This is a genomic window from Phaeobacter sp. JH20_34 (genome assembly GCF_048056095.1).
In the GTDB taxonomy this organism is placed as follows: domain Bacteria; phylum Pseudomonadota; class Alphaproteobacteria; order Rhodobacterales; family Rhodobacteraceae; genus Phaeobacter; species Phaeobacter bryozoorum.
Genome location: NZ_JAYMWT010000007.1, coordinates 101,272 through 122,257, shown reverse-complemented (window position 1 = coordinate 122,257; position 20,986 = coordinate 101,272). Strand labels below are relative to the sequence as shown.

The following is a 20,986-nucleotide window of genomic DNA, read 5'->3' as shown; positions in this document are numbered from 1 at the left end:
GCGCTTCTCTTTTGGGCAAGGATGAATTCAGATATCGAAATTTGTGCGGTATTTGAACCGCTTGCCCTGCGCATTGCCTTGCTTTCGATGGGGCGGTATCCATGGTGCGGACCCGCCCTGTCGGCGCGGCCGACACCGAACGAGGATCACATGACACAGATTGAACGCAGCCACACCGGCCCCCGCATGAGCCAGATCGTCAAACATGGCGATACCATCTATCTGGCCGGTCAGGTCGGCACCGCCGGGGCCAGCGTCGCGCAGCAGACGCAGGATTGCCTCGACAATATCGACCGGCTGCTGGCAGAGGCAGGCAGCGACAAAACACGTATCCTGCAATGCACCATCTGGCTGTCTGACATGGCTGATTTTGCTGCGATGAACGAGGTGTGGGACGCCTGGGTGCCCGAGGGGCATACCCCGGCGCGGGCCTGCGGCGAGGCAAAGCTGGCGCGCCCCGAGTTTCTGGTGGAGATGATCGTCGTTGCCGCGGCCTGAGGCCGATAATTGCAAAAGGCCCCCGTCAGCGATGGGGGCCTTCTTTGGGATCGGGCGACCTTAGCGCCGCCGCAGCAGCCAGATAAAGAAGACGCCGCCGACCAGCCCGGTGACCAGCCCGATCGGCATGTCCTCTGGCGCCATCAGGGTGCGGGCGGCGATATCGGCAGAGACCAGAAACAGCCCGCCGAATAGTGCCGAGACCGGCAGCACCCGGCGGTGATCGCCGCCAACGATCAGCCGTGCCACATGCGGGACGATCAGCCCGACAAAGCCGATCATTCCGGAAAAGGCCACCATCACCCCGGTGACCAGCGCGCCGACGCAAAAGGTCATCAACCGGAACCGCGCCACCGGTATGCCCAGGGTTGTTGCCGTTTCGTCACCGACGGTCATCGCATTGAGATCGCCAGAGCGGGACCAGAGCCACCCCCCGCAGAGCAGCAGCACCACCAGCGGATAGGCCAGGTGGCTCCACTGCGCGAGGCCAAGCCCGCCCAGCATCCAGAACACCACGGTATGGGTGGCGCGCGGATCTCCAAGGAAAATCAGAATATTGGCGCCTGCCATGATGACAAAGGAGACCGCCACGCCAACCAGAACCAGCCGGTCAGCTGTTGTCGCCTCGGCAAAGCGGGAGACCGCAAGGACCAGCGCGGTTGCGCCCAATGCGCCGACAAAGGCCAGCAAGGGCACTGTGAGAAGCCCGAGAAACAACCCGGTGTGCAGCAGCGCCAGAATGGCACCAAACGCACCGCCGGCCGAAATGCCCAGCAGATGCGGATCTGCCAGCGGGTTGCGGGTCACCGCCTGAAGGCTGGCACCCACCATGGCCAGACCGGCCCCGACCATCATCGCAAGCAGCGCGCGGGGAAACCGGATATCCCAGACGATGGCCGCCTGCCCCTTGGTCCAGCCTGCGGCGAAATCGGCGCCCGATCCGCCGCCCAGCTTGTCGGCGATGATCCCCCAGACGGAGGTCAGCGGGATGCCGACCGCGCCCACGGAGACCGCAATCGACAGGGTCAGGGCCGTCAGCACGGCCCCGCCCAGGATCCAGGCCAGCCGCCCGCGCAGGCGCCGCCGGGCACGCGCGCTCAGGCGCGGCTCAGATGCGTGATGTGCGTCGGCTGTGGACATATCAGTTGCTTACCGCATCCGCGCGGGCGGCGTCAAAACCGGTGGCCAGTGTCTTGATCGCGCGGATATTGCGCGGACCCGGTGTGGCTTCGACATATTCCAGCGTCACGAAACGGTCGTTCTTCACCGCGTCGATCTCGGCAAAGGCCGGGTTGCCCCGCATGAAGGCGCGTTTTTCCTCGGCGGTGACCGAGCCGTAGTTGACGATGACAATCACTTCGGGGTTGCGCTCGACCACGGCTTCCCAGGTGACGGTGGCCCAGCTTTTCTCCAGATCATCCATCACATTGCTGCCGCCCGCGGCCTCGATCAGCGCGGTGGGCATGGCGTATTTCCCGGCGGTAAAGGGCGAATCCTCGCCGCTGTCATAGACAAAGACCCGCAGCGGCTCACCCGTCTCGGGGCGGTCCTTGGCAAAGGCGGCAAGCTCGTCCTTATAGCCGGCCACCAGCGCCTCGGCGGTGTCCTCGACCGCAAAGATCCGGCCCAGATTCAGCAGGTCATTATACATGTCATCCATGCTGACCTTGGCTTTTTCGCCGATGTGAATGCAGCTCTCGGTCAGCTCATAGACCTTGATGTCAAACGGCGCGAGTGTCTCGGGTGTGACCTCTCCGCCCACTTTCATGCCGTAGTTCCAGCCGGCAAAGTAGAAATCCGCACCGGCGCCGATCAGCACTTCCTTGGAGGGGTATTTGGCCGATAGTTCCGGCAGCTCCGCCACGCCTGCGCGCATGACCGGATCCAGCGTTTTCCAGCCGGAAATACCGGTGTAGCCGACCATGCGGTCAGCCAGACCCAGTGCCAGCATCATTTCGGTGAGATTGACGTCGTTGGAGACCGCGCGTTTTGGCGGTGCCGCAAAACTGACACTGCGGTTGCAGCTCTGCACGGTGGTCTCGGCCTGCGCCGCCGGGGCCAGGGAGGCACCAAGTAGGGTGGCGGCAAGCAGCGGCATCACAGTGGAAAGGCGGGCAAACATGATCAGGTGGTGTCCTTATGAAACAGGGAGATGAAAGGTAAGGTGATCCTGCCCGGAGGGGGCAAGTGTCTCGCGCCTCGCAGCGACGTTGAAGACCTCGCTAACGGTATCTTCGCTCAGAACGTCGCGCGGTGCGCCAAAGGCCAGCGTGCGGCCCTGCGCCATCAGCAGGATGTCGTCGCAGACCCCGGCTGCTATGTTCAGATCATGCAGGCTGGTGATGATGGTCACGTCGAGATCCCGGATCAGCTCCAGCACATCAAGCTGATGGCGAATGTCCAGATGGTTGGTGGGTTCGTCCAGCACCAGCAGGGCCGGCTCCTGCGCCAGCGCACGCGCCACCATGACCCGCTGACGTTCGCCGCCCGACAGGGTGCCAAAGGCACGATCAGCCATTTCGCCCAGTTCCAGACGATGGAGCATCCGGTCGACAATCGCCGCATCGCGGGCGCCCGGCGTGGCAAAACCGGACCGGTAGGGCGCGCGCCCCAGCGCGACAATCTCGGCCACGGTCAGGGCAAAATCTGTGGGTTGCTCCTGCAAGACAGCGGCAACGCGCTGCGCTGCGGCCTTGGGCGGAAGGGCCCAGATGTCGCTGTCGCCGACCTCAACCCTGCCGCTGCGCGGCTGGTTGAACCGGTAGATCACCCGCAGCAGGCTGGATTTGCCGGCCCCATTCGGCCCCACCACGCCCAGCACCCGGCCCGCGTCCAGATGAAAACTGGTCGGATGCAGGATCAGCGGAGCCATGCGGCCCGGCCCCCAGCTGACATCGGTCACGGTTACGGCAGCTGCGGTCATTCGGCAGGCTCCACCTGTTGCAGCGCCGCAGGGGCGTCTATGGCGGGCGCCGGGATCGCAGCGGCCGGGGCGGCCGGAACCAGGGCCGGGATGCGCGACAATGTACAACGGCGCAGTTTTCCGGGGCGGTCAACCGAACTGCACCAGCCGTCAGCCAGCATCTGGTAGAGATCGGTGAAACTCAGGATATCGGCGAGATCCTCCTCGGGGCTTAGATCGCCAAAGACATAGCTTGCCTTGCCATCCGCCTGAAATCCGACGGTACAGGGATGGCTGCATCCGGCCATACAGGCCACGCCGGCAACCTCGATCGCGGCACTGCCACGCCGGTCGAGTTCACGGCGCAGGGCCGCAATCAGCTCCGGCCCCGGACGGCTGCCCGGGGTCGCGCCCTTGCAGGATGTGCACACCAGAATACGGTGCCGTGCTGTCCCGTCCATAGCGCCCTCCGCGCAATCCGGTCAGGTGAAGAGGGGGAAGGGGATCAGCAATGCCTCAGCGCCACGCAAAATCGTCCTGCCCGCCGGAACACCCCGCCCGGTCAATAGGTTTCCAGTCGATGGCAGGTCTCCTGACTTGCGGGTTGCTGCGGGCCTCGGCCTTCCCGGCGCCAGCGCCAGTGGTCAATCGAGGTCGCTCACCGCTCACAGTTGCGGGGGCAGTCGCGGATTCGGCGCCTGATGGCTACACCACACCGCGTTCCCTTTTCATCCCGTGACCGCTTTTGGGTCTTGGGAACCATCTCCGGTTTTGGGTAGATTTCTCGCCGGGGTTTGTAAAGGGGAAACCGTCTGCCAATGCGTGTGCCGCTAGGGCGGCGGTGGCGCAAATGCGCGCCTCAGGGCTCTTCGGGCTGAAGCAGTTCACCACCGGCGCCAAGCCGGGGGCGCGGCAGGTGCTGCAACAGGGTTGCCACCCGCTGGCGGCAATGCTCCCCGGTCCAGTCCGCGGGGTGAAACCGGGGCGGCAAGTCGGGGTGGCGCAGCACCACACGCCGCCAGCGGTGCACGATCAGGGTCCGCAGCGTGGCAATCTGCGCCGGATCAAGCGCGCCTGCCTCGGTCATCTTTGGCGGTGTCAGACCGCTCAACGTGGTGTCGAGCCGGGCGCAGGCCTGTCTCAGGTCATCGGGAAACAGCCGGTCCCGCAGCCAATCGGGCACGGTCAATTCCGGCTGTTCCACCACAAGGAAATTGTCCCGACCCTGCGGCAGCGGACCGTGACCCAGCAGGGTCGAACGGTTGATCGCGACATAATTGGGCTGCTGCACCAGCGCATCCAGTGCGCTGTTCTGCCCATCCGCAGCCACCAGCAGGTGCCAGTCGGCGGGGGGCACGGTGGTTGGCGCATAGATGCGCGGGGTGACGGCGGCGGACTGGCTGCGCCCCATCGGCGTCAGGAAATGGACCGACGCCCGGCCCGAGCGTGTGCTGTCGATCCAGCCATCCTTGCGCAGCCGGTGCAGCGCCACGCGGATCGCCTCGGGCTTGATGCCCATCGGCGTGATGATCCGGGTGAGGGCGCTGCCGCCGATCTGATCCCCCTCGCGCTGCGCCAGATCGCCAAACAGCGAGACAATAATCGACCACACCCGCTGGTTCTGCGGATCGCTGAGGGCGGTTACGGCGGTGTCGAACCAGAGGGTCTGCGTGTCGGTCATATAGAATAGATAAATCGCCCGGGCCGGTTAGGCCAGACCGGGCGAGTGTTTCACTGCAAACACCTGTCAGAAGGCATTCATCGTCAGCAGCTCATATTCGGCGGCAATCTCGTCGTCCTGATTGGTCAGGGTGACATGCCAGCGCACTTCGCCGTAGTCCTCGTTGCGGGGAGTTTTTTTCTTCACCGTCAGGCGCACCCTGATGCTGTCACCTGCCGAAACCGGCTTCATGAAGCGCAGGGAGTCGAGGCCGGTGTTGGCCAGAACTGGGCCTTCGTCCGGCTGCACGAACATGCCCGCCGCAAACGACAACAGCAGGTAGCCATGCGCCACGCGGCCCGGAAAAAACGGGTTCCGCTTGGCGGCGTCGTCGTCCATGTGCGCATAGAAGGTGTCGCCGGTGAAATGGGCGAAGGTTTCGATATCCTCCAGCGTCACGGTGCGCGGTGCGGTGTGCAGGGTCTCGCCAATCGCCAGCTCGCCGAATTTACGGGTGAACGGATGTGCCGGGCCTTTGATCTCGGTGCCGCCGGGGACCCATGTCTTGCCAATCGCAGACAGGATATCGGGCGAGCCCTGAATGGCGGTGCGCTGCATGTAATGTTTGACGCCGCGCACGCCGCCCAGCTCCTCGCCACCGCCGGCACGGCCCGGGCCGCCATGCACCATGTGGGGCAGGGGGGAACCATGGCCGGTCGATTCCTTCATCGAGTCGCGGTTGTTGAAATAAAGCCGCCCGTGGTAGGCGCCAGCCCCCAGCGCGACCTCGCGGGCCACCTCAGTATCATGGGTGATGACCGAGGCGACCAGCGAGCCTTCACCGCGATTGGCGAGAGCAATCGCATGGCTCAGATCGCGGTAGCCCATGATGGTGGAGACGGGGCCGAAGGCCTCGGTGTCGTGCACCCGCTGGGCATGGTCCGGGTCGGCGCAGTGGAACAGCATCGGTGGCACAAAGGCGCCGTTGTCGGCGTCTGCACCATCGACGGTGAAGTTCTCGGGATCACCGAAGACACGCTCAGCTTCCTGGCCGATGATCGCCGCCTTTTCCAGCACGTCACGCTTTTGGCTGTTGGAGACCAGCGCGCCCATGCGGGTGGTTTCCAGACGCGGGTCGCCGATCTGGGTTTTGGCCAGGCGGGCAGAGAGCGCCTCGATCACCGCGTCCACCTGCGCCTGCGGCGCGATGATGCGGCGGATGGCGGTGCATTTCTGACCTGCCTTGGTGGTCATCTCACGGCTGACCTCCTTTACGAACAGGTCAAACTCCGGCGTGCCGGGCTGCGCGTCGGCGCCAAGGATCGACGCGTTGAGGCTGTCCTGTTCGGCCACGAAACGGACCGAGTTTTCCAGGATCACCGGGTTCGCCCGCAGCTTCAGCGCGGTCTGCGCCGAGCCGGTGAAACTGACCACATCCTGCATGGTCAGATGGTCCAGCATGTCGCCGAGGCCGCCGGACACCAGCTGTAGTGCCCCGTCGGGCAGGAGGCCCGAGTCCAGCATCAGCCGCACCGCCAGCTCGGTGACATAGCAGGTGGCGGTCGCCGGTTTCACGATGGCCGGAACCCCCGCGAGCAGGGTCGGCGCCAGCTTCTCCAGCATCCCCCAGACCGGGAAGTTGAAGGCGTTGATATGCACTGCAACCCCTTGCAAAGGCGTGCAGATATGCTGACCGAGGAAGGTGCCGTTGCGGGAGAGCTGCTCCACATCGCCGTCCAGATAAACATGCCCGTCCGGCATTTCGCGGCGCCCCTTGGAGGCGAAGACGAACATGGTGCCGATGCCGCCGTCGATGTCGATCATGTGGTCGGACTGGGTGGCACCGGTGTTGAACGACAGATCGTAAAGCGCCTGCTTGTGCTGGTTCAGGTGGCCTGCCAGCGCCTTCAGCATCCGGGCGCGGTCGTGGAATGTCAGCTTGCGTAAAGAGGGACCGCCCACCATGCGGGCATGGTCGAGCATTGCCTGCACATCCAGCGCATCATTGCCGGCCTGGGCGAGAGGTGCGCCGGTAATGGCGCTGGCGATGTTGCGCGCGCCAACCCCCGGTGCAACCCATTGGCCGGCAACAAAGCTGGAAACATCAAGAAGGCTCATGAGCGCGATCCTTTGCATCTGAACCAATGTGGTTCGGTCTGAGGTGAGAAGCTCCAAATATATTGACCAACCGGTCGGTTTATGCAAGGTCTTTGTTAACACATGTACGAGGGAGGCGCTGTGATGTCTGAGACGCTGCTGGTGAAGGACCACGAAAACTGGGTGGAAATCACCCTGAACCGCCCGGACCGGCTGAACTCTTTCAACGAAGAGATGCACCACGCCTTGCGCGCCGCCCTTGAAGCCGCGCGTGACAGCGGCGCCCGTGCAGTGCTGCTGACCGGCGCTGGCCGTGGTTTTTGTGCAGGTCAGGATCTTGGCGATCGCGACCCGCGCAAGATGGATGGTCCCCCCGATCTCGGGCACACGGTGCGGACCTTTTACGCGCCACTTGTGAACCTCATCCGCTCGCTGGACGTCCCGGTGATCTGTGCCGTCAATGGCGTGGCGGCCGGGGCAGGGGCCAATCTGGCGCTGGCCTGCGACGTGGTGCTGGCGGCGGAAAGCGCCAAGTTCATCCAGTCGTTCTCCAAGGTTGGCCTGATCCCGGATACCGGCGGCACCTGGCATCTGCCGCGCCTGCTGGGCGAGGCCCGCGCCAAGGGGCTGGCACTGACCGCCGAACCGCTGCCCGCGAAAAAGGCCGAGGACTGGGGCCTGATCTGGAAGGCGCTGCCGGATGACGCGCTGATGGCAGAGGCCCGCGCGATGGCAGAGAAATTCGCCAATGGCCCGACACTGGGCCTGGGGCTGACCAAACAGTGCATTCAGGCCGCGGCGGTCAACACGCTGTCTGACCAGCTGGAGATCGAGGCGGACGCGATGAAGACCTGCGGCGAAAGCGCCGATTATGCGGAAGGCGTCGCCAGCTTCCTGGAAAAACGCGCACCTGTGTTCAAGGGCAAGTGACGATGACCCCGAAAGAACGTGCCGAGAAATCCGCCGCTGCCATGTGGGCGGACGACCATGCGTCCAAATGGGCGGGGATGGAGATCACCCATGTGGATGAGGGCGAGGCCACGCTGGAGCTGACCATCGGCCAGCATCACTGCAACGGCCATGGCATCTGCCACGGTGGTGTTACCTTCATGCTGGCCGACAGCGCCTTTGCCTTTGCCTGCAACAGCCGCAACCAGTCGACCGTGGCGCAGCACAATGTGATCAGCTTCACCGCGCCCGGACGGCTGGGCGACAGGCTGATTGCCATCGCCCGCGAGGTGTCCCTGACCGGGCGCAGCGGTATTTATGACGTGACAGTGACCAATCAGGACGGCCAGCAGATCGCCGAATTCCGGGGCTTTTCCCGGGCGATAAAGGGCCAGCTGTTTGATGAGTAAGCCCTATTGCAAAGACAAGCTGTGGAGAACGCCATGGAAGACCTGAGCCCGAAGAAGGCAGATCTGGACCCGATCGAGATCGCCTCGATCGACAAAATCCGCGACCTTCAGCTCACGCGGCTGAAATGGTCGCTGCGTCACGCCTATGACAACGTGCCGATGTATAAGGCGCGCTTTGACGAGGCAGGGGTGCATCCCGACGATCTACAACAGCTGTCCGATCTGTCCAAGTTCCCCTTCACCTACAAGAACGACCTGCGCGACAACTATCCGTTCGGCCTGTTTGCGGTGCCGCGCAGTGAGATCATCCGCCTGCACGCGTCCTCCGGCACCACCGGCAAGCCGACGGTGGTGGGGTACACTGCCAATGACATTTCGAACTGGGCCGATCTGGTGGCGCGGTCCTTGCGCGCCTCGGGCCTGCGCAAGGGCGACATGGTGCATAACGCCTATGGCTACGGCCTGTTCACCGGCGGCCTTGGCGCGCATTACGGGATCGAACGGCTGGGCGCCACTGTTGTTCCGATGTCGGGCGGCCAGACCGAAAAACAGGTGGGCCTGATCACCGATTTCAAACCTGACGGCATCATGGTGACGCCCTCCTATATGCTCAACATTCTGGAGCAGTTCCACAAGGTCGGCTTTGATCCGCGCGAGTGCTCGCTGAAGGTTGGCGTTTTCGGGGCCGAACCCTGGACCGACGCGATGCGCAAGGAGGTCGAGGCGGCCTTTGACATGCACGCGGTCGATATTTACGGCCTATCCGAGATCATGGGGCCGGGTGTCGCCAATGAATGCGTCGAGACCAAGGATGGCCCGGTGATCTGGGAAGACCACTTCCTGCCGGAGATCATCGACCCGAAGACCGGCGAGGTGCTGCCGGATGGCGAGATGGGCGAACTGGTGTTCACCACGCTGACCAAGGAAGGCCTGCCGATGATCCGCTACCGCACCCGCGACCTGACCCGGCTGCTGCCGGGCACCGCGCGCACGATGCGGCGCATGGAGAAGATCACCGGCCGCAGCGACGACATGATCATCCTGCGCGGTGTCAATGTGTTCCCCAGCCAGGTCGAAGAGCAGCTCTTGGCCACCGGCGGGCTGGCACCTTACTACCAGATCGAGCTGTATAAATCCGGTCGCATGGACGCGATGCGGGTCTTTGTGGAGGCCAACCCGGATGCCGCCGACGAACTCAGCAAGACCGCAGCCGCGCGGATGCTGACCAAGCGGATCAAGGATATGGTTGGCGTCTCAAGCGAGATCATTGTAGGCGAGCCGGGATCGGTGGAGCGCAGCCAGGGCAAGGCCAAGCGCGTCGTCGACAACCGCAGCAAGGAGTAACCCGGCTTGGCCCGCACCATCGCAAAAGACCACGACCACAAGCGCGCCCAGATCCTGAAATCCGCGGCGAAAGTCTTTGCCGAGGAGGGGTTCGACCGTGCGTCGATGACCCAGCTCGCGCGCGAATGCGGAATCTCCAAGGCGAATATCTACCATTACTACGACAGCAAGGATGCCGTGTTGTTCGGCCTCCTTGATACCTATCTCAGCGCGCTGCGCGACCGGGTCTGCACGGTCGATGTGACGGGCTTGTCGCCCGAGCAGCGTCTGCGGCGCATCGTGTCGGAAATCCTGCTGGCCTATCAGGGCGCCGATCATGAGCATCAGGTCCAGATCAGCGCCATGGGCGCCCTGCCAGAAGCGCAGCAGAAACTCCTGCGCGCCTACCAGCGCGAACTGGTGCAGCTGGTCAGCGATGCCCTTGCCGGGGTGGCCGCGCCAGCAATTGCCAGGGATCCGGCCAGACTGCGCGCCGTGACCATGTCCGTCTTTGGCATGTTGAACTGGTACTATATGTGGAATTCCGGCGCAGGCCCGGAGGCACGCGAGGATTACGCGCAGATGGTGGCGGATCTGACGATGAACGGCATTCGCGCGCTCTAGCAGGCGACCATCGCCGCCGCTTGTCATCCAGAGTCACGACCAGAACAGGCCCGGAACAGGCAAAAGACCCGAATACGCAAAAGGCCGCCTGAAACGGGCGGCCTTAGGTGATTCTATCCACAGGTCACTGTGGTCAGAATGTCTTTAGATGGATGGGCGCGGAAACTCCGCGCCGCGATCCTTACAGCAGTTCCAGCGAACCTGCGGACTGCTTGCCGTCACGACCAGTTTCCAGCTCGTAGGAAACTTTTTGGTTGTCGTTCAAACCATTAAGGCCCGAGCGTTCAACCGCAGAGATGTGTACAAACACGTCCTTGCCGCCAGACTCAGGCTCGATAAAGCCGTAGCCTTTTGTTGCGTTGAACCATTTCACGGTGCCATTGGCCATCCGAATTCTCCAGTATCTATCTCCCCGCAGGGTGCGGGATCGTAAGGCCTGATATCACAGAGTAACCGGCGCGACCATGCCCACAATGTCATAAGTTTTGCGAAGAATGGGGGCTGTGATTTCTCGGGCACGCTCTGATCCCCGGGCAAGGATCTTGTCGATTTCGTCCTGATGCTGCATCAGCCGGGCCATTTCCGTGGTGATCGGCGCCATTTTCGAAACCGACAGGTCGGCCAGCATCGGCTTGAACTCGGAAAACGGCTTGCCGCCGACTTCGGCCAGCACCTGTTCCACCGACAGTTCGGCCATGGCGGCATAGATATTGACCAGATTGCGCGCCTCGGGCCGCCCCTCAAGCCCCTCAACCTCGGAGGGCAGGGCATCTGGGTCGGTCTTGGCCTTGCGGATCTTCTTGGCGATGGTGTCGGCATCATCCGTCAGATTGATGCGGCTGGCATCCGAGGGGTCGGACTTCGACATCTTTTTTGACCCGTCGCGCAGGGACATGACGCGGGTGGCCGCCCCTTCGATCACCGGCTCGGTCTCCGGGAAGAAGTTGACTCCGTAGTCGTGATTGAACTTCATCGCGATGTCGCGGGTCAGCTCCAGATGCTGCTTCTGGTCCTCGCCCACCGGCACATGGGTGGCGTGATAGACCAGAATGTCCGCCGCCATCAGCGCCGGATAGGCAAAGAGCCCTAGCGAGGCGTTCTGCGCATTTTTGCCGGCCTTGTCCTTCCACTGGGTCATCCGCTGCATCCAGCCCATGCGGGCGACGCAGTTGAAGATCCAGGCCAGCTGCGCATGTTCAGGCACCTGGCTCTGGTTGATCAGGATCGACTGCTCGGGGTCCAGACCCGCAGCAATGAAGCCCGCGCAAAGCTCACGCGTGGATTTCTTCAGATCCGCCGGATCCTGCCAGACGGTGATCGCGTGCAGATCCACCATGCAGTAGATGCTCTCCACGTCCTTGGCCTGCCAGTCCACGAACCGCTTCAGCGCGCCAAGATAGTTGCCAAGGTGCAGATTGCCCGATGGCTGGATGCCGGAAAACACGCGGGGCGTGAATGTGGTCTCGGTCATCAAGAAACTCCCGTCTGGAATTAGGATCCTCGCTGGCTTAACCATGGCGGCAACCCTCGTCAACCGCGCGCGGATCAACCGGGCGGCCGGGCAGAACAGCAGAGCAGGCAAGCAGGAGCAAGAACACGATGGAATATCAAAAAGAGCCGTCGCCGGTGAACCCGCTGCCGCCCGTGGTGGTGGCGCTGGTGCTGATCCTCTTTGCCATCGAGGCCGGATTTTCCCTCGGCGCGCGCGGCATCATCGGCGGCCCCGAGGCGATTGGCTGGCGGCTACAGGCGATCCAGACCTATTCGTTCTCGTCCGACATCTTCTGGTGGATGTGGGAGACCGGGCAATGGCCGGTGGAGCATCTGATCCGCTTTGTCTCCTATCCCTTTGTGCATGTGGCCTTTACCCAGACGCTGTTTGTCTGCGTTTTCGTGCTCGCCATGGGCAAGATGGTGGGCGAGATCTTTGGCGATCTGGCCATGGTTCTGGTGTTTCTGATATCCGGCATTGGCGGCGCCTTTGGCTATGCGCTGCTCACTCAATCGCCGGTGCCGCTGATCGGTGGCTTTCCCGCCGTCTACGGGCTGATCGGAGCCTTTACCTATATCCTGTGGCGGCAATTGTCGCTTGTCGGCGCCCAGCAAAGCCGCGCCTTCACGCTGATTGCCTTTCTGATGGGGATCCAGCTGCTGTTTGGCCTGCTGTTTGGCGGCACGCTTGACTGGGTCGCCGATCTCTGCGGCTTTGCCACCGGCTTTGGTCTCTCCTTCTTCCTCGCCCCCGGTGGCTGGGCCCGTATCCGCAACCGCATCCGCCGGGAGTAAGGGGGCGAAGGCCGCAGGATCGGACAGGGCGTTCTCAGTTCGATACTGGCAGCGGAACGGGCTGGCGGCGCCACTCTGGACGCCACCAGCCTGGCCTCAATAGGCCACCGATGGCAGCCAGGTCGCGATCGACGGGAACCAGATCACCAGGGCGAGTCCGGTCAATTGCAGCAGGATGAAGGGAACGACGCCCTTGTAGATATCCGTCAGCGTGACCTCGGGCGGGCAGACGCCTTTCAGGTAGAACAGCGAAAACCCCACCGGCGGTGTCAGGAAGCTCGTTTGCAGCGTTACAGCGACGAGGATCACGAACCAGACAAGCTCCGGGTTATCCAGCCCATAGCCAGGTACAGACAAACTCATTGCTGCAATGATCGGAGCGACAAGCGGCAGGATGATGAGCGTGATCTCGATCCAGTCCAACACAAAACCAAGCAGAAATACGATGAACAGAATGAACAGGATCGTGCCCATTTCTCCCAGGCCCATGCCTTCGATGGTGTGGGTGATCAGCTCATCGCCGCCCAATTCGCGCAGAACAAAGGCAAAGCAGGTGGCACCAAGGAAGATCGCAAAGATATAGGCCGTTGTCTTGAACGTGTTCCGTGTCACTTCGACCAGTTTCGCGATTGTCAGCTTGCGATAGCCTATTGCCAGCAGCGTGGCCCCGGCGGCGCCAACACCTGACGCTTCCGTCGGTGTCGCCAGACCGGCAAAGATCGACCCCAACACGGCAAAGATCAGCGCCACGGGCGGCAGAACCGCCTTGAACACATCCCAGATCGCCGCCCAGTCCACCTTCTTGGCACCCTCAGGCAGTGGCGCCACATCAGCGCGCAGGGTTGAAATCACCACGATGTAAAGGATGTAAAGGCCCCCGATGATCAGGCCGGGAAACAGCGCCGCCATAAACAGATCACCCACCGACAGCGCCATCTGGTCGGCCATGATGACCAGCATGATCGACGGCGGGATCAGAATGCCAAGCGTGCCGGACGAGGCAATCACGCCTGCCGCCAGTGTCTTGGAATATTTCTGTTCCATCATCGCGGGCATCGACAAAAGACCCAACAGCACGACGGACGCCCCGACGATACCGGTCGAGGCGGCCAAGATGATCCCGATCGCGGTCACGGTGATGGCCAGGCCCCCACGCATGGTGCCGAACAATCTCTGCATCGAGGTCATCAGCCGCTGTGCCACGCCGCTTTCGTCCAGCATCAGCCCCATGAAGATAAACATGGGAAGGGCAACAAGAACGGCGTTGGACATCGTCGCGTAAACACGGTTCACAACCGCGCCAAGTGTCAGGTAATCGAGCCCCGTAAACGTGGCCTCCATGCCCGTCCAGAGCAGCATGTCATTGTCGCCGAGGTAAGCAATACCGCAATACAGAACGCCGATGCCCGACAGGACCCAGGCGACCGGAATGCCGGTGAACAGGACGCCGACGAAGGACATGAACATTGCGATTACGAGCTTTTCCTCAGGCGCCTCCACCAGCCGCATCAGGGTGAACGTCACGATGGCGAAGCCAACCATCATCCACATGAGGGGTTTCAGACCAGCGCGATCCGACGATGGATCGGCGCGGGTCACCAGCATGTAGAGGTCATGAATCAAGCGTGCGACAGCAGCCATGGCAATCAGAACAAAGCTGGCCGGGATAACAGCCTTCAGCAGCCAGCGCGCCGGTAGGCCGGTGGGGCTGTCGGAGCGTTCGTTGACCCGGTAACTGTCCTGAAAATAATCGAGACCCTGATCAATCATCAGGTAGCAGAACGGCAAGATCAGAACCACGATCCCGACAATTTCGATCACCCGCCGGGCGCGGAAGGAAAAGCCGGCACGCAAAACGTCGACGCGGACATGTGCGTCGGTGCTTAGCGCATAGGACACGCCGACCATGGTTGTCAGCGCATAGAGATGCCACTGCAATTCATCCAGCTTTGGAAAATTCAGATCCAGCGTATAGCGCATCCCAACCTGCACTATGATAGCAAGGATCAGGAGCACATTTGCCCACATAACGACGTGTCCGACGCCCTTGACCAGCCGGTCCAGCGTGGCCGCGAATTTCGGGTCTTTCCGGTCGTCGTTTTCGATTTCTTCCCAAAGCGGGTCATAGTGGGCGTCTTGGTGATCGTGAGATGTCGATGTCATTTCTTTTCCTCCCCTGAACCGGGCCTCCCCCGATCAGATCAAAAACCCGGACCGCAAAGCCGGTCCGGGTTAGATGTGTTACTGGCGTGGCAGGAATGCGTGGGCTTTCCACAGGGCGTAGCCTTCGCTGAACTCATTCAGGTCGGCGTATACCTTTGCAAAGAACTCATCGTTTGCGGCTTCTTCCTCGGCCACCTCGGTCCAGGTCGCGCGGAAGACGTCCAGCATCTCGGGTGTCCAGTCGACAATGGTCACGCCGTTTTCATCGACGTTCTTCTGCATCGCTGCAAACTGGATCGCCTCACCTTCGGCAAAGCTCTCGGTCATCTGCGCCCGGCAGGTCAGCTCAATCTGGGCCTGCAAGGTCGGGTTCAGCTCGTTCCATTCATCCTTGTTGATGATCAGTTCAAAGATGGTGGCCTGCTGATGCCAGCCGGGGAAGTAATTGTACTTCGCCAGTTTGTGGAAACCGAGACGCTGGTCGATGGCGGGCATCGAGAACTCGGTGGCGTCGATTGCCCCTTTCTCCAGGGCCGGGAAGATCTCACCGCCGGGCAGTAGGGATGTGGCAACGCCCAGTTTCTGCATGACTTTGCCGCCCAGACCGAAGAAGCGCATCTTCAGGCCGTTCAGCTGTTCAACCGATGTGATTTCTTCAGCGAACCACCCCGAGGTTTCCGGTGCAATAATGGTGCAGGGAAGAACTTTGACGTTGAAACCGGCCTGATCGTACATCTCCTGATACAGATCCATGCCATTGCCGTAGTAGAGCCAGGCCATGTATTCGCCTGCTTCGGGGCCGAATGGGACAGCCGAGAACAACGGCGCTGCCGGAATCTTGCCGGCCCAGTAGCCAGCGGTGGCAAAGCCCGAGTTGATCTTGCCGGATGACACCGCATCAAGAATCTCAAACGCCGGAACCAGCTTGCCGGGCTCGTAGACCTTCATCTTGATGGCCCCACCTGAGATGGCCGCAAGATCCTCCGACACGCGAACGATCGGTGTGCCAAGCCCAGGCAGTTCAGTTGAAAAGGCGACCGGCGTTTTCAGCAGAATTTTGTCTGAGGCAAAGGCCGGTGCCGCGGCCAGAGCCGCTGCGGCGAGAGCTGTTGCTACTTTCTTCATGTCGTTTTCCTCCTTGATGACATGTGTCCGGATCTTTTTGCAGACCCGGTTGGGTAAGCCGGGGATCACGTCCCGGCCATGTGCGCCTCGCAAGGCATCTTGAAACCTGTCGAGATTGGGCGCGCACCCGACCGGGTGCGCGTGGTTTTGCGGGTGCTTCCAAAGGGAACACTCTGGTCAGGGACAGCAGCCAACGGCGATCAAACATATTTTGACCCGCATCTGACTTTCCCGGATCCTGCGGTCTGCCGGCCCCGACATCCCCGGCGATTTCGACGGCGTGGTCCGGTTGGGCCGCACCCTCCGCGTCCGAGCCTCCGATCTCTTCACCGGAGGGCCGCTTTTACAAAGCGACGCGTGTCGCCAGATTTCTTTCATCAGCGATCCGCGCCGCGACCGAGGCGACGGCCAGATCCTGAAGGCCCACACCGGTGCCATCAAACACAGTGATTTCACTGTCACTGCTGCGGCCCGGATGGTCGCCGTTGATCACGGCACCGATGGGTGTGATGTCAGCTTCGTCGATCAGCCCGGATGCGATTGCATGTTGCGCCTCGCCAATGGTGATCGACTGGGCGATCTCATCCGCAAAGACGGTGGCCTTGCCAAAGAGCGCCGCGTCCACTTCCATCTTGCCCTTGGTGTCTGTGCCCATGCAGGCAATATGCGTGCCTGGCTTGATCCAGTCCGCCATCAACAGCGGTTCAAACGCTGATGTAATGGTGATGATCACATCCGCCTGCGCGCCCAGCTCTTCTTGCGTTACGGCTTCGAACTCCAGACCCAGCTCTTCAGCCACGGCGCCCAGACGCGGCAGCATGTCGGGATGCGGGTTCCAGGCGACGACCTTCTCGAAATCGCGCTGTTCGGCAGCGGCCCGAAGCTGAAAGGTGGATTGATGACCTGCGCCCACCATGCCAAGGACTCTGGCGTCCTGTCGCGCCAGATGAGCAATTGAGACGGATGACGAGGCCGCGGTACGGACTGCTGTCAGGTAGTTGCCACCGACCAGCGCCTGAAGACGACCGGTATCTGGATCAAACAGAAAGATGGTGGACTGGTGGTTGGTCAGCCCCTTGTCCATGTTGCCGGGCCAGAAGCCACCGGATTTCACACCCAGAGATTTCCCCGCCCGGTCAAAACCCGATTTGAACCCATAGAGCGCATCGGCGTATCCGATCGCCTCGCGGATCACCGGGAAATTGTAAGCGTCTCCGCGCGCCATGGCGCCAAAAACAGCCTCTACCGCGTCAAAAGCATCAGCACGGCTGACGGTTTTTGCGCAGATCTCCTCGCTGACAATCAGCAATCCATCGGTGTCAGTCGGGTTGGTCATCGTCTTGTTCCTTTGTGAGTTCATTTTGCGGGGGCGGCGTCTAGCACCACGCCGCACCCCGCGCGCCAGTGGGAGGAGGGCTGGCGTTAATAGGCTTTGCCGCGGGCTGAGACGGGCCAGAGGGTTTCGACCTTGCCGCCCCGCACGCCGACATACCAATCATGGACGTTGCAGGTCGGGTCACAATGACCTGGCACGAGCCGGAGCTTGTCGTTGACCTTCAGGGCTCCACCGGGATCTGCGACAACGCCATGCTCATCCGAACATTTGAGATATTCGACATCGTCGCGGCCGTAGATAAAGGGCAACCCACTGTCCACGGACTGGGTCTTAAGGCCTGCATCCACGATGGCCTTGTCGGCCTTGGAGTGGCTCATGACCGTGGTCAGGATGAACAAGGCGTTCTCCCATTCCCCAGCGTCGATGCGCTTGCCGTCCTTGTCGAGGATGCGGCCATAGTCGGCATCCATGAAGGCGTAGGAGCCACATTGCAATTCGTTGTAAACACCCGAGTTCGACTCGAAGTAATAAGATCCGGTGCCGCCGCCACCGACGATGTCACACTCCAGGCCTTCGGTTTTCAGCGTGTCGACCGCATCCCTGACCATGGCCACCGCAACGTCGATCTTCGCCTTGCGCTCGTTATAGTCGTCAAGATGCTGCATCGCGCCCTGATAGGCCTGGATGCCGGCAAATTTCAGACCTTCTGCGGCGTCGATGGCCTTGGCGATTTCCACGACATCGCGCGTGCTCGACACGCCACAGCGTCCTGCGCCACAGTCAATTTCGACGAGGCATTCGATCTGGGTGCCATGCGTCCTGGCCGCAGCCGAAAGGTCAGCCACATTGTCGATATCATCGACACAACAGATCGCGCGGGCGCCCAGCTTCGGCAGACGCGCAAGACGGTCGATCTTGGCGGCGTCGCGCACCTGGTTCGATACCAGAATATCCTTGATACCACCCCGGGCGAAGACCTCAGCTTCAGAGACCTTCTGACAGCAGACACCGCAGGCGCCGCCGAGCTCTTCCTGAAGCTTCTGCACGTCGACCGACTTGTGCATCTTGCCGTGGGTGCGGTGACGCATACCGTGATCCTTGGCATAGTCGCCCATCTTCTTGATGTTGCGCTCCAGCGCGTCCAGATCCAGCACAAGGCATGGGGTCTGTATGTCAGCCTCATCCATGCCCGGTTTGGCCGGGATGTCGTAGCCCACTTCGAATGCGTCGAGATTGGTCATGTCCTTCATGTCCGTGCTCCTCTGTCGGGATTTCAGTAAGATGATTGAGATCAGGCGGCGGTCAGCCAGGGCAGCTTGTCGAGGTCGACATTGCCACCGGTTATGATCAGGCCGACGCGCTTGCCCCTGAAGGCCTCCGGGTTCTTGAGAACCGTTGCGAGCGAAACCGCCGATGATGGCTCCATGACCACCCGCAGGTGCTTCCAGGCCAGCTTCATCGCATCAATGATGTCGTGCTCGGAGGCTGTGTAAATCTCGGACACATGGGTCGAAACGAAGTGCCAGGTCAGGTCCTTGAGCGGCACCAGCAGCCCGTCCGCAATGGTCTTGGGTGCGTCATCGGCAATGATATATCCGGCCTTGAAGCTGCGAAACGCATCGTCGGCCTGTTCGGGTTCGGCCGCGATCACCTTGGTTTCCGGCGCAAGTGTCGACAGGGTCAGGCAGGTTCCCGAAATCATGCCGCCGCCACCGATCGGGGCCACAACCATATCGAGGCCACCGGTCTGTTCCATGAATTCTTTCGAGCAGGTCCCCTGGCCAGCGATGACGCGCGGGTCGTTATAGGGATGCACGAAGTCACCGCCGGTTTCGCTTTGCACTTTGGCAAAGGTCTCCTCGCGCGAGGTGGTAGAGGGCTCACATTCGGTGATCTTGCCGCCGTAGCGGCGCACCGTGTCTTTCTTGGCCTGTGGCGCGGTGTGCGGCATGACCACATTGCACGGGATGCCCCGCAACATCGCCGCATAGCTCAGGCAGGAAGCATGGTTGCCCGAGGAATGCGTCGCAACACCCTTTGCCGCCTGGTCATCATCAAGGCCGAATACGGCGTTCGAGGCACCGCGCACTTTGAAAGCACCCGGCTCCTGAAAGTTCTCGCACTTGAAAAACAGGTCGCACCCGGCGATCTCGTTCAGGTAATCCGACGTCCGAACCGGTGTACGGCGGATATGTGGCTTGATCCGCTCATGCGCGGCCAGCATGTCCTCGTAGGTGGGGATATACATGGGTTGGATATCCTTCATCACGCGGCCGCTTTGGCTGCGGTTGCATGGGTGCTGCGGAAATACTCCTGTGCGGCAGTCACCCCGCTGCCGAGTTGGACCGGATAATCGAGATCGGCCATCGCCATCTCTATGGTGGCAAGACCGGACAGAACCATGACGTCGGTCAGGCTGCCCAGATGGCCGATGCGAAAGGCCTTGCCGTTCATCTCGCCGAGCCCAATCCCGAAGGACACGCCGTAGGCGTCAAAGGCGTGCTCGGTCAGCGCATTGCTGTCGAACCCCTCTGGCACATAGATCGCGCTCACCGTGTCCGAGTAGAGCTCGGGCGATTGGGCGACCAGCTTCAGCCCCCATGCCTGAACCGCGCGGCGCACGCCTTCCGCCAGCCGGAAGTGGCGGGCGTAAACATTCTCCAGCCCTTCTTCAAAAAGCATCTTCAGGCTTTCGCCCATGCCGTAAATCAGCTGCAACGGCGGCGTATAGGGAAATCCGCCTGAGGCGTTGGCCGCCATCATGTCGCGGAAATCAAAGAAGGTACGGGGCAATGTGGCGGTTGCCATTGCGTCCAGCGCTTTGGGGCTGACACATAGGATGGCCATGCCGGTGGCCAGCATGAAGCCCTTCTGCGACCCGGATACCGCGATATCCACGCCCCAATCGTCAAAGCGGAACTCCATAGACGCCAGCGAGCTGACGCAATCCACAAACAGCATCGCCGGGTGGCTGGCGGCGTCCATCGCCTTGCGAACGCCCGCGATGTCCGACCGCACGCCGGTCGCTGTCTCGTTGTGGGTGACCAGAACGGCCTTGATCTTATTGTCCTTGTCTGCGCTCAGCACGGCTTCGAATTTCTCGGCGGGCGCACCGCTACCCCAGGCGCATTCGATGATCTGAACATCCAGACCATGACGCTGGCACAGGTCGATCCAGCGGTGGCTGAACATGCCGTAGCGCGCCACGAGAACCGTATCGCCGGGGCTGAGGGTATTTGTGACAGAGGCCTCCCAGCCACCGGTCCCGCTTGCGGGAAAGGTGATGATCTTGCCATTGGTCGAACCAAACACTTTCTTTGTGCCCTCCAGAACCGGTGCAAACGTGCTGACAAAATCCGGAGCGCGGTGGTCCCGCGTCTGAACATGCATCGCCGACAAGAGCCTCTCGGGAATGTTGGTGGGGCCTGGAATAAAGACTGGATTTTGATCTGACATCACTCGATTCTCCGCTTTGGTAAGTTAATATTACCAGTTCGAAGACGTGCTGCAATTTTCTTGAAAAAGATTTTCAGTATTGAAGAATATTCACTTAGTCACTGATATTGATGAATTTTACATTTTTCATATCCCTACCTCTGTTCGTCTTGAAAATA

General features: G+C 61.5%; 20 protein-coding genes and 1 riboswitch. Of the genes, 6 read left to right on the top strand and 14 right to left on the bottom strand.

All coding sequences use genetic code 11. From position 1 onward, the window contains the following. Positions 1-150 precede the first annotated feature (150 nt). A complete protein-coding gene (locus VWZ81_RS08310) occupies positions 151-498 on the top strand; it encodes a RidA family protein (protein WP_340547356.1) in 348 nt (115 codons plus the stop codon). 60 nt (positions 499-558) lie between these two features. On the opposite strand, the gene VWZ81_RS08305 is transcribed toward VWZ81_RS08310, so the two are convergent. The 6 genes from VWZ81_RS08305 to paaZ all read right to left on the bottom strand — a co-directional run bounded on the left by VWZ81_RS08305 (position 559) and on the right by paaZ (position 7,178). Then, positions 559-1,638 carry a FecCD family ABC transporter permease gene (locus tag VWZ81_RS08305; RefSeq protein WP_416536660.1) on the bottom strand — a complete coding sequence of 360 codons (1,080 nt, stop codon included), beginning with the start codon at positions 1,636-1,638 and terminating at the stop codon, positions 559-561. Between the two features lies 1 nt (position 1,639). Next, positions 1,640-2,620 carry an ABC transporter substrate-binding protein gene (locus VWZ81_RS08300; RefSeq protein WP_416536661.1) on the bottom strand — a complete coding sequence of 327 codons (981 nt, stop codon included), beginning with the start codon at positions 2,618-2,620 and terminating at the stop codon, positions 1,640-1,642. 15 nt (positions 2,621-2,635) lie between these two features. After that, complete coding sequence (locus VWZ81_RS08295; RefSeq protein ID WP_340547353.1) at positions 2,636-3,421, bottom strand: ABC transporter ATP-binding protein; 786 nt, start codon at positions 3,419-3,421, stop codon at positions 2,636-2,638. Then, positions 3,418-3,861: a DUF1636 domain-containing protein gene (locus tag VWZ81_RS08290; protein WP_340547352.1), complete on the bottom strand. Its 444-nt coding sequence runs from the start codon at positions 3,859-3,861 to the stop codon at positions 3,418-3,420. The genes VWZ81_RS08295 and VWZ81_RS08290 overlap by 4 nt, the downstream gene beginning before the upstream one ends. Positions 3,862-3,964: 103 nt before the next feature. Further along, positions 3,965-4,179: riboswitch (cobalamin riboswitch) on the bottom strand. 80 nt (positions 4,180-4,259) lie between these two features. Further along, positions 4,260-5,081, bottom strand: coding sequence for a PaaX family transcriptional regulator C-terminal domain-containing protein (locus VWZ81_RS08285; protein WP_340547351.1), 822 nt, complete (start codon positions 5,079-5,081; stop codon positions 4,260-4,262). A 66-nt stretch (positions 5,082-5,147) separates the two neighbouring features. Further along, positions 5,148-7,178: a phenylacetic acid degradation bifunctional protein PaaZ gene (paaZ, locus tag VWZ81_RS08280; RefSeq protein WP_416542933.1), complete on the bottom strand. Its 2,031-nt coding sequence runs from the start codon at positions 7,176-7,178 to the stop codon at positions 5,148-5,150. 123 nt (positions 7,179-7,301) lie between these two features. Between paaZ and paaG the strand changes: the two genes are divergently transcribed. From paaG to VWZ81_RS08260, 4 genes are read left to right on the top strand one after another with little or no spacing between them, the layout of a single operon-like run. Continuing rightward, positions 7,302-8,087 (top strand): 2-(1,2-epoxy-1,2-dihydrophenyl)acetyl-CoA isomerase PaaG, encoded by a 786-nt coding sequence (gene paaG, locus VWZ81_RS08275; protein WP_416542932.1) that lies wholly within the window; start codon positions 7,302-7,304, stop codon positions 8,085-8,087. Between the two features lie 2 nt (positions 8,088-8,089). Further along, the gene (gene paaI, locus VWZ81_RS08270; protein ID WP_416542931.1) at positions 8,090-8,515 is read left to right on the top strand and encodes a hydroxyphenylacetyl-CoA thioesterase PaaI; all 426 of its coding nucleotides are present in this window, start codon (positions 8,090-8,092) and stop codon (positions 8,513-8,515) included. A 33-nt stretch (positions 8,516-8,548) separates the two neighbouring features. Further along, positions 8,549-9,859: a phenylacetate--CoA ligase PaaK gene (gene paaK / locus VWZ81_RS08265; protein ID WP_416542930.1), complete on the top strand. Its 1,311-nt coding sequence runs from the start codon at positions 8,549-8,551 to the stop codon at positions 9,857-9,859. 6 nt (positions 9,860-9,865) lie between these two features. Further along, positions 9,866-10,462 (top strand): TetR/AcrR family transcriptional regulator, encoded by a 597-nt coding sequence (locus VWZ81_RS08260; protein WP_416539965.1) that lies wholly within the window; start codon positions 9,866-9,868, stop codon positions 10,460-10,462. Positions 10,463-10,643: 181 nt separating this feature from the next. Here the strand turns inward: VWZ81_RS08260 and VWZ81_RS08255 are convergent, their stop codons facing one another. Together VWZ81_RS08255 and trpS are read right to left on the bottom strand one after the other, a co-directional pair. Then, a complete protein-coding gene (locus tag VWZ81_RS08255; protein ID WP_014875579.1) occupies positions 10,644-10,850 on the bottom strand; it encodes a cold-shock protein in 207 nt (68 codons plus the stop codon). A 54-nt stretch (positions 10,851-10,904) separates the two neighbouring features. After that, on the bottom strand, positions 10,905-11,933 hold the full coding sequence (gene trpS / locus VWZ81_RS08250; RefSeq protein WP_416536669.1) for a tryptophan--tRNA ligase: 1,029 nt from the start codon (positions 11,931-11,933) through the stop codon (positions 10,905-10,907). A gap of 128 nt (positions 11,934-12,061) precedes the next feature. On the opposite strand from trpS, the gene VWZ81_RS08245 reads away from it, so the two are divergent. Further along, a complete protein-coding gene (locus VWZ81_RS08245; RefSeq protein WP_340547344.1) occupies positions 12,062-12,748 on the top strand; it encodes a rhomboid family intramembrane serine protease in 687 nt (228 codons plus the stop codon). A gap of 96 nt (positions 12,749-12,844) precedes the next feature. On the opposite strand, the gene VWZ81_RS08240 is transcribed toward VWZ81_RS08245, so the two are convergent. The 6 genes from VWZ81_RS08240 to bhcA all read right to left on the bottom strand — a co-directional run bounded on the left by VWZ81_RS08240 (position 12,845) and on the right by bhcA (position 20,828). Further along, on the bottom strand, positions 12,845-14,911 hold the full coding sequence (locus tag VWZ81_RS08240; RefSeq protein WP_416542929.1) for a TRAP transporter large permease subunit: 2,067 nt from the start codon (positions 14,909-14,911) through the stop codon (positions 12,845-12,847). A gap of 78 nt (positions 14,912-14,989) precedes the next feature. Then, the gene (locus VWZ81_RS08235; RefSeq protein WP_340547342.1) at positions 14,990-16,036 is read right to left on the bottom strand and encodes a TRAP transporter substrate-binding protein; all 1,047 of its coding nucleotides are present in this window, start codon (positions 16,034-16,036) and stop codon (positions 14,990-14,992) included. A gap of 343 nt (positions 16,037-16,379) precedes the next feature. Next, a complete protein-coding gene (gene bhcD / locus VWZ81_RS08230; RefSeq protein WP_340547341.1) occupies positions 16,380-17,372 on the bottom strand; it encodes an iminosuccinate reductase BhcD in 993 nt (330 codons plus the stop codon). Positions 17,373-17,458: 86 nt separating this feature from the next. Further along, a complete protein-coding gene (gene bhcC / locus VWZ81_RS08225) occupies positions 17,459-18,622 on the bottom strand; it encodes a 3-hydroxy-D-aspartate aldolase BhcC (RefSeq protein WP_416536672.1) in 1,164 nt (387 codons plus the stop codon). Between the two features lie 41 nt (positions 18,623-18,663). Further along, a complete protein-coding gene (gene bhcB / locus VWZ81_RS08220) occupies positions 18,664-19,638 on the bottom strand; it encodes a beta-hydroxyaspartate dehydratase BhcB (RefSeq protein ID WP_416539961.1) in 975 nt (324 codons plus the stop codon). Then, positions 19,638-20,828, bottom strand: coding sequence for an L-aspartate--glyoxylate aminotransferase BhcA (bhcA, locus tag VWZ81_RS08215; RefSeq protein ID WP_416542928.1), 1,191 nt, complete (start codon positions 20,826-20,828; stop codon positions 19,638-19,640). The genes bhcB and bhcA overlap by 1 nt, the downstream gene beginning before the upstream one ends. Between the last annotated feature and the right edge of the window lie 158 nt (positions 20,829-20,986).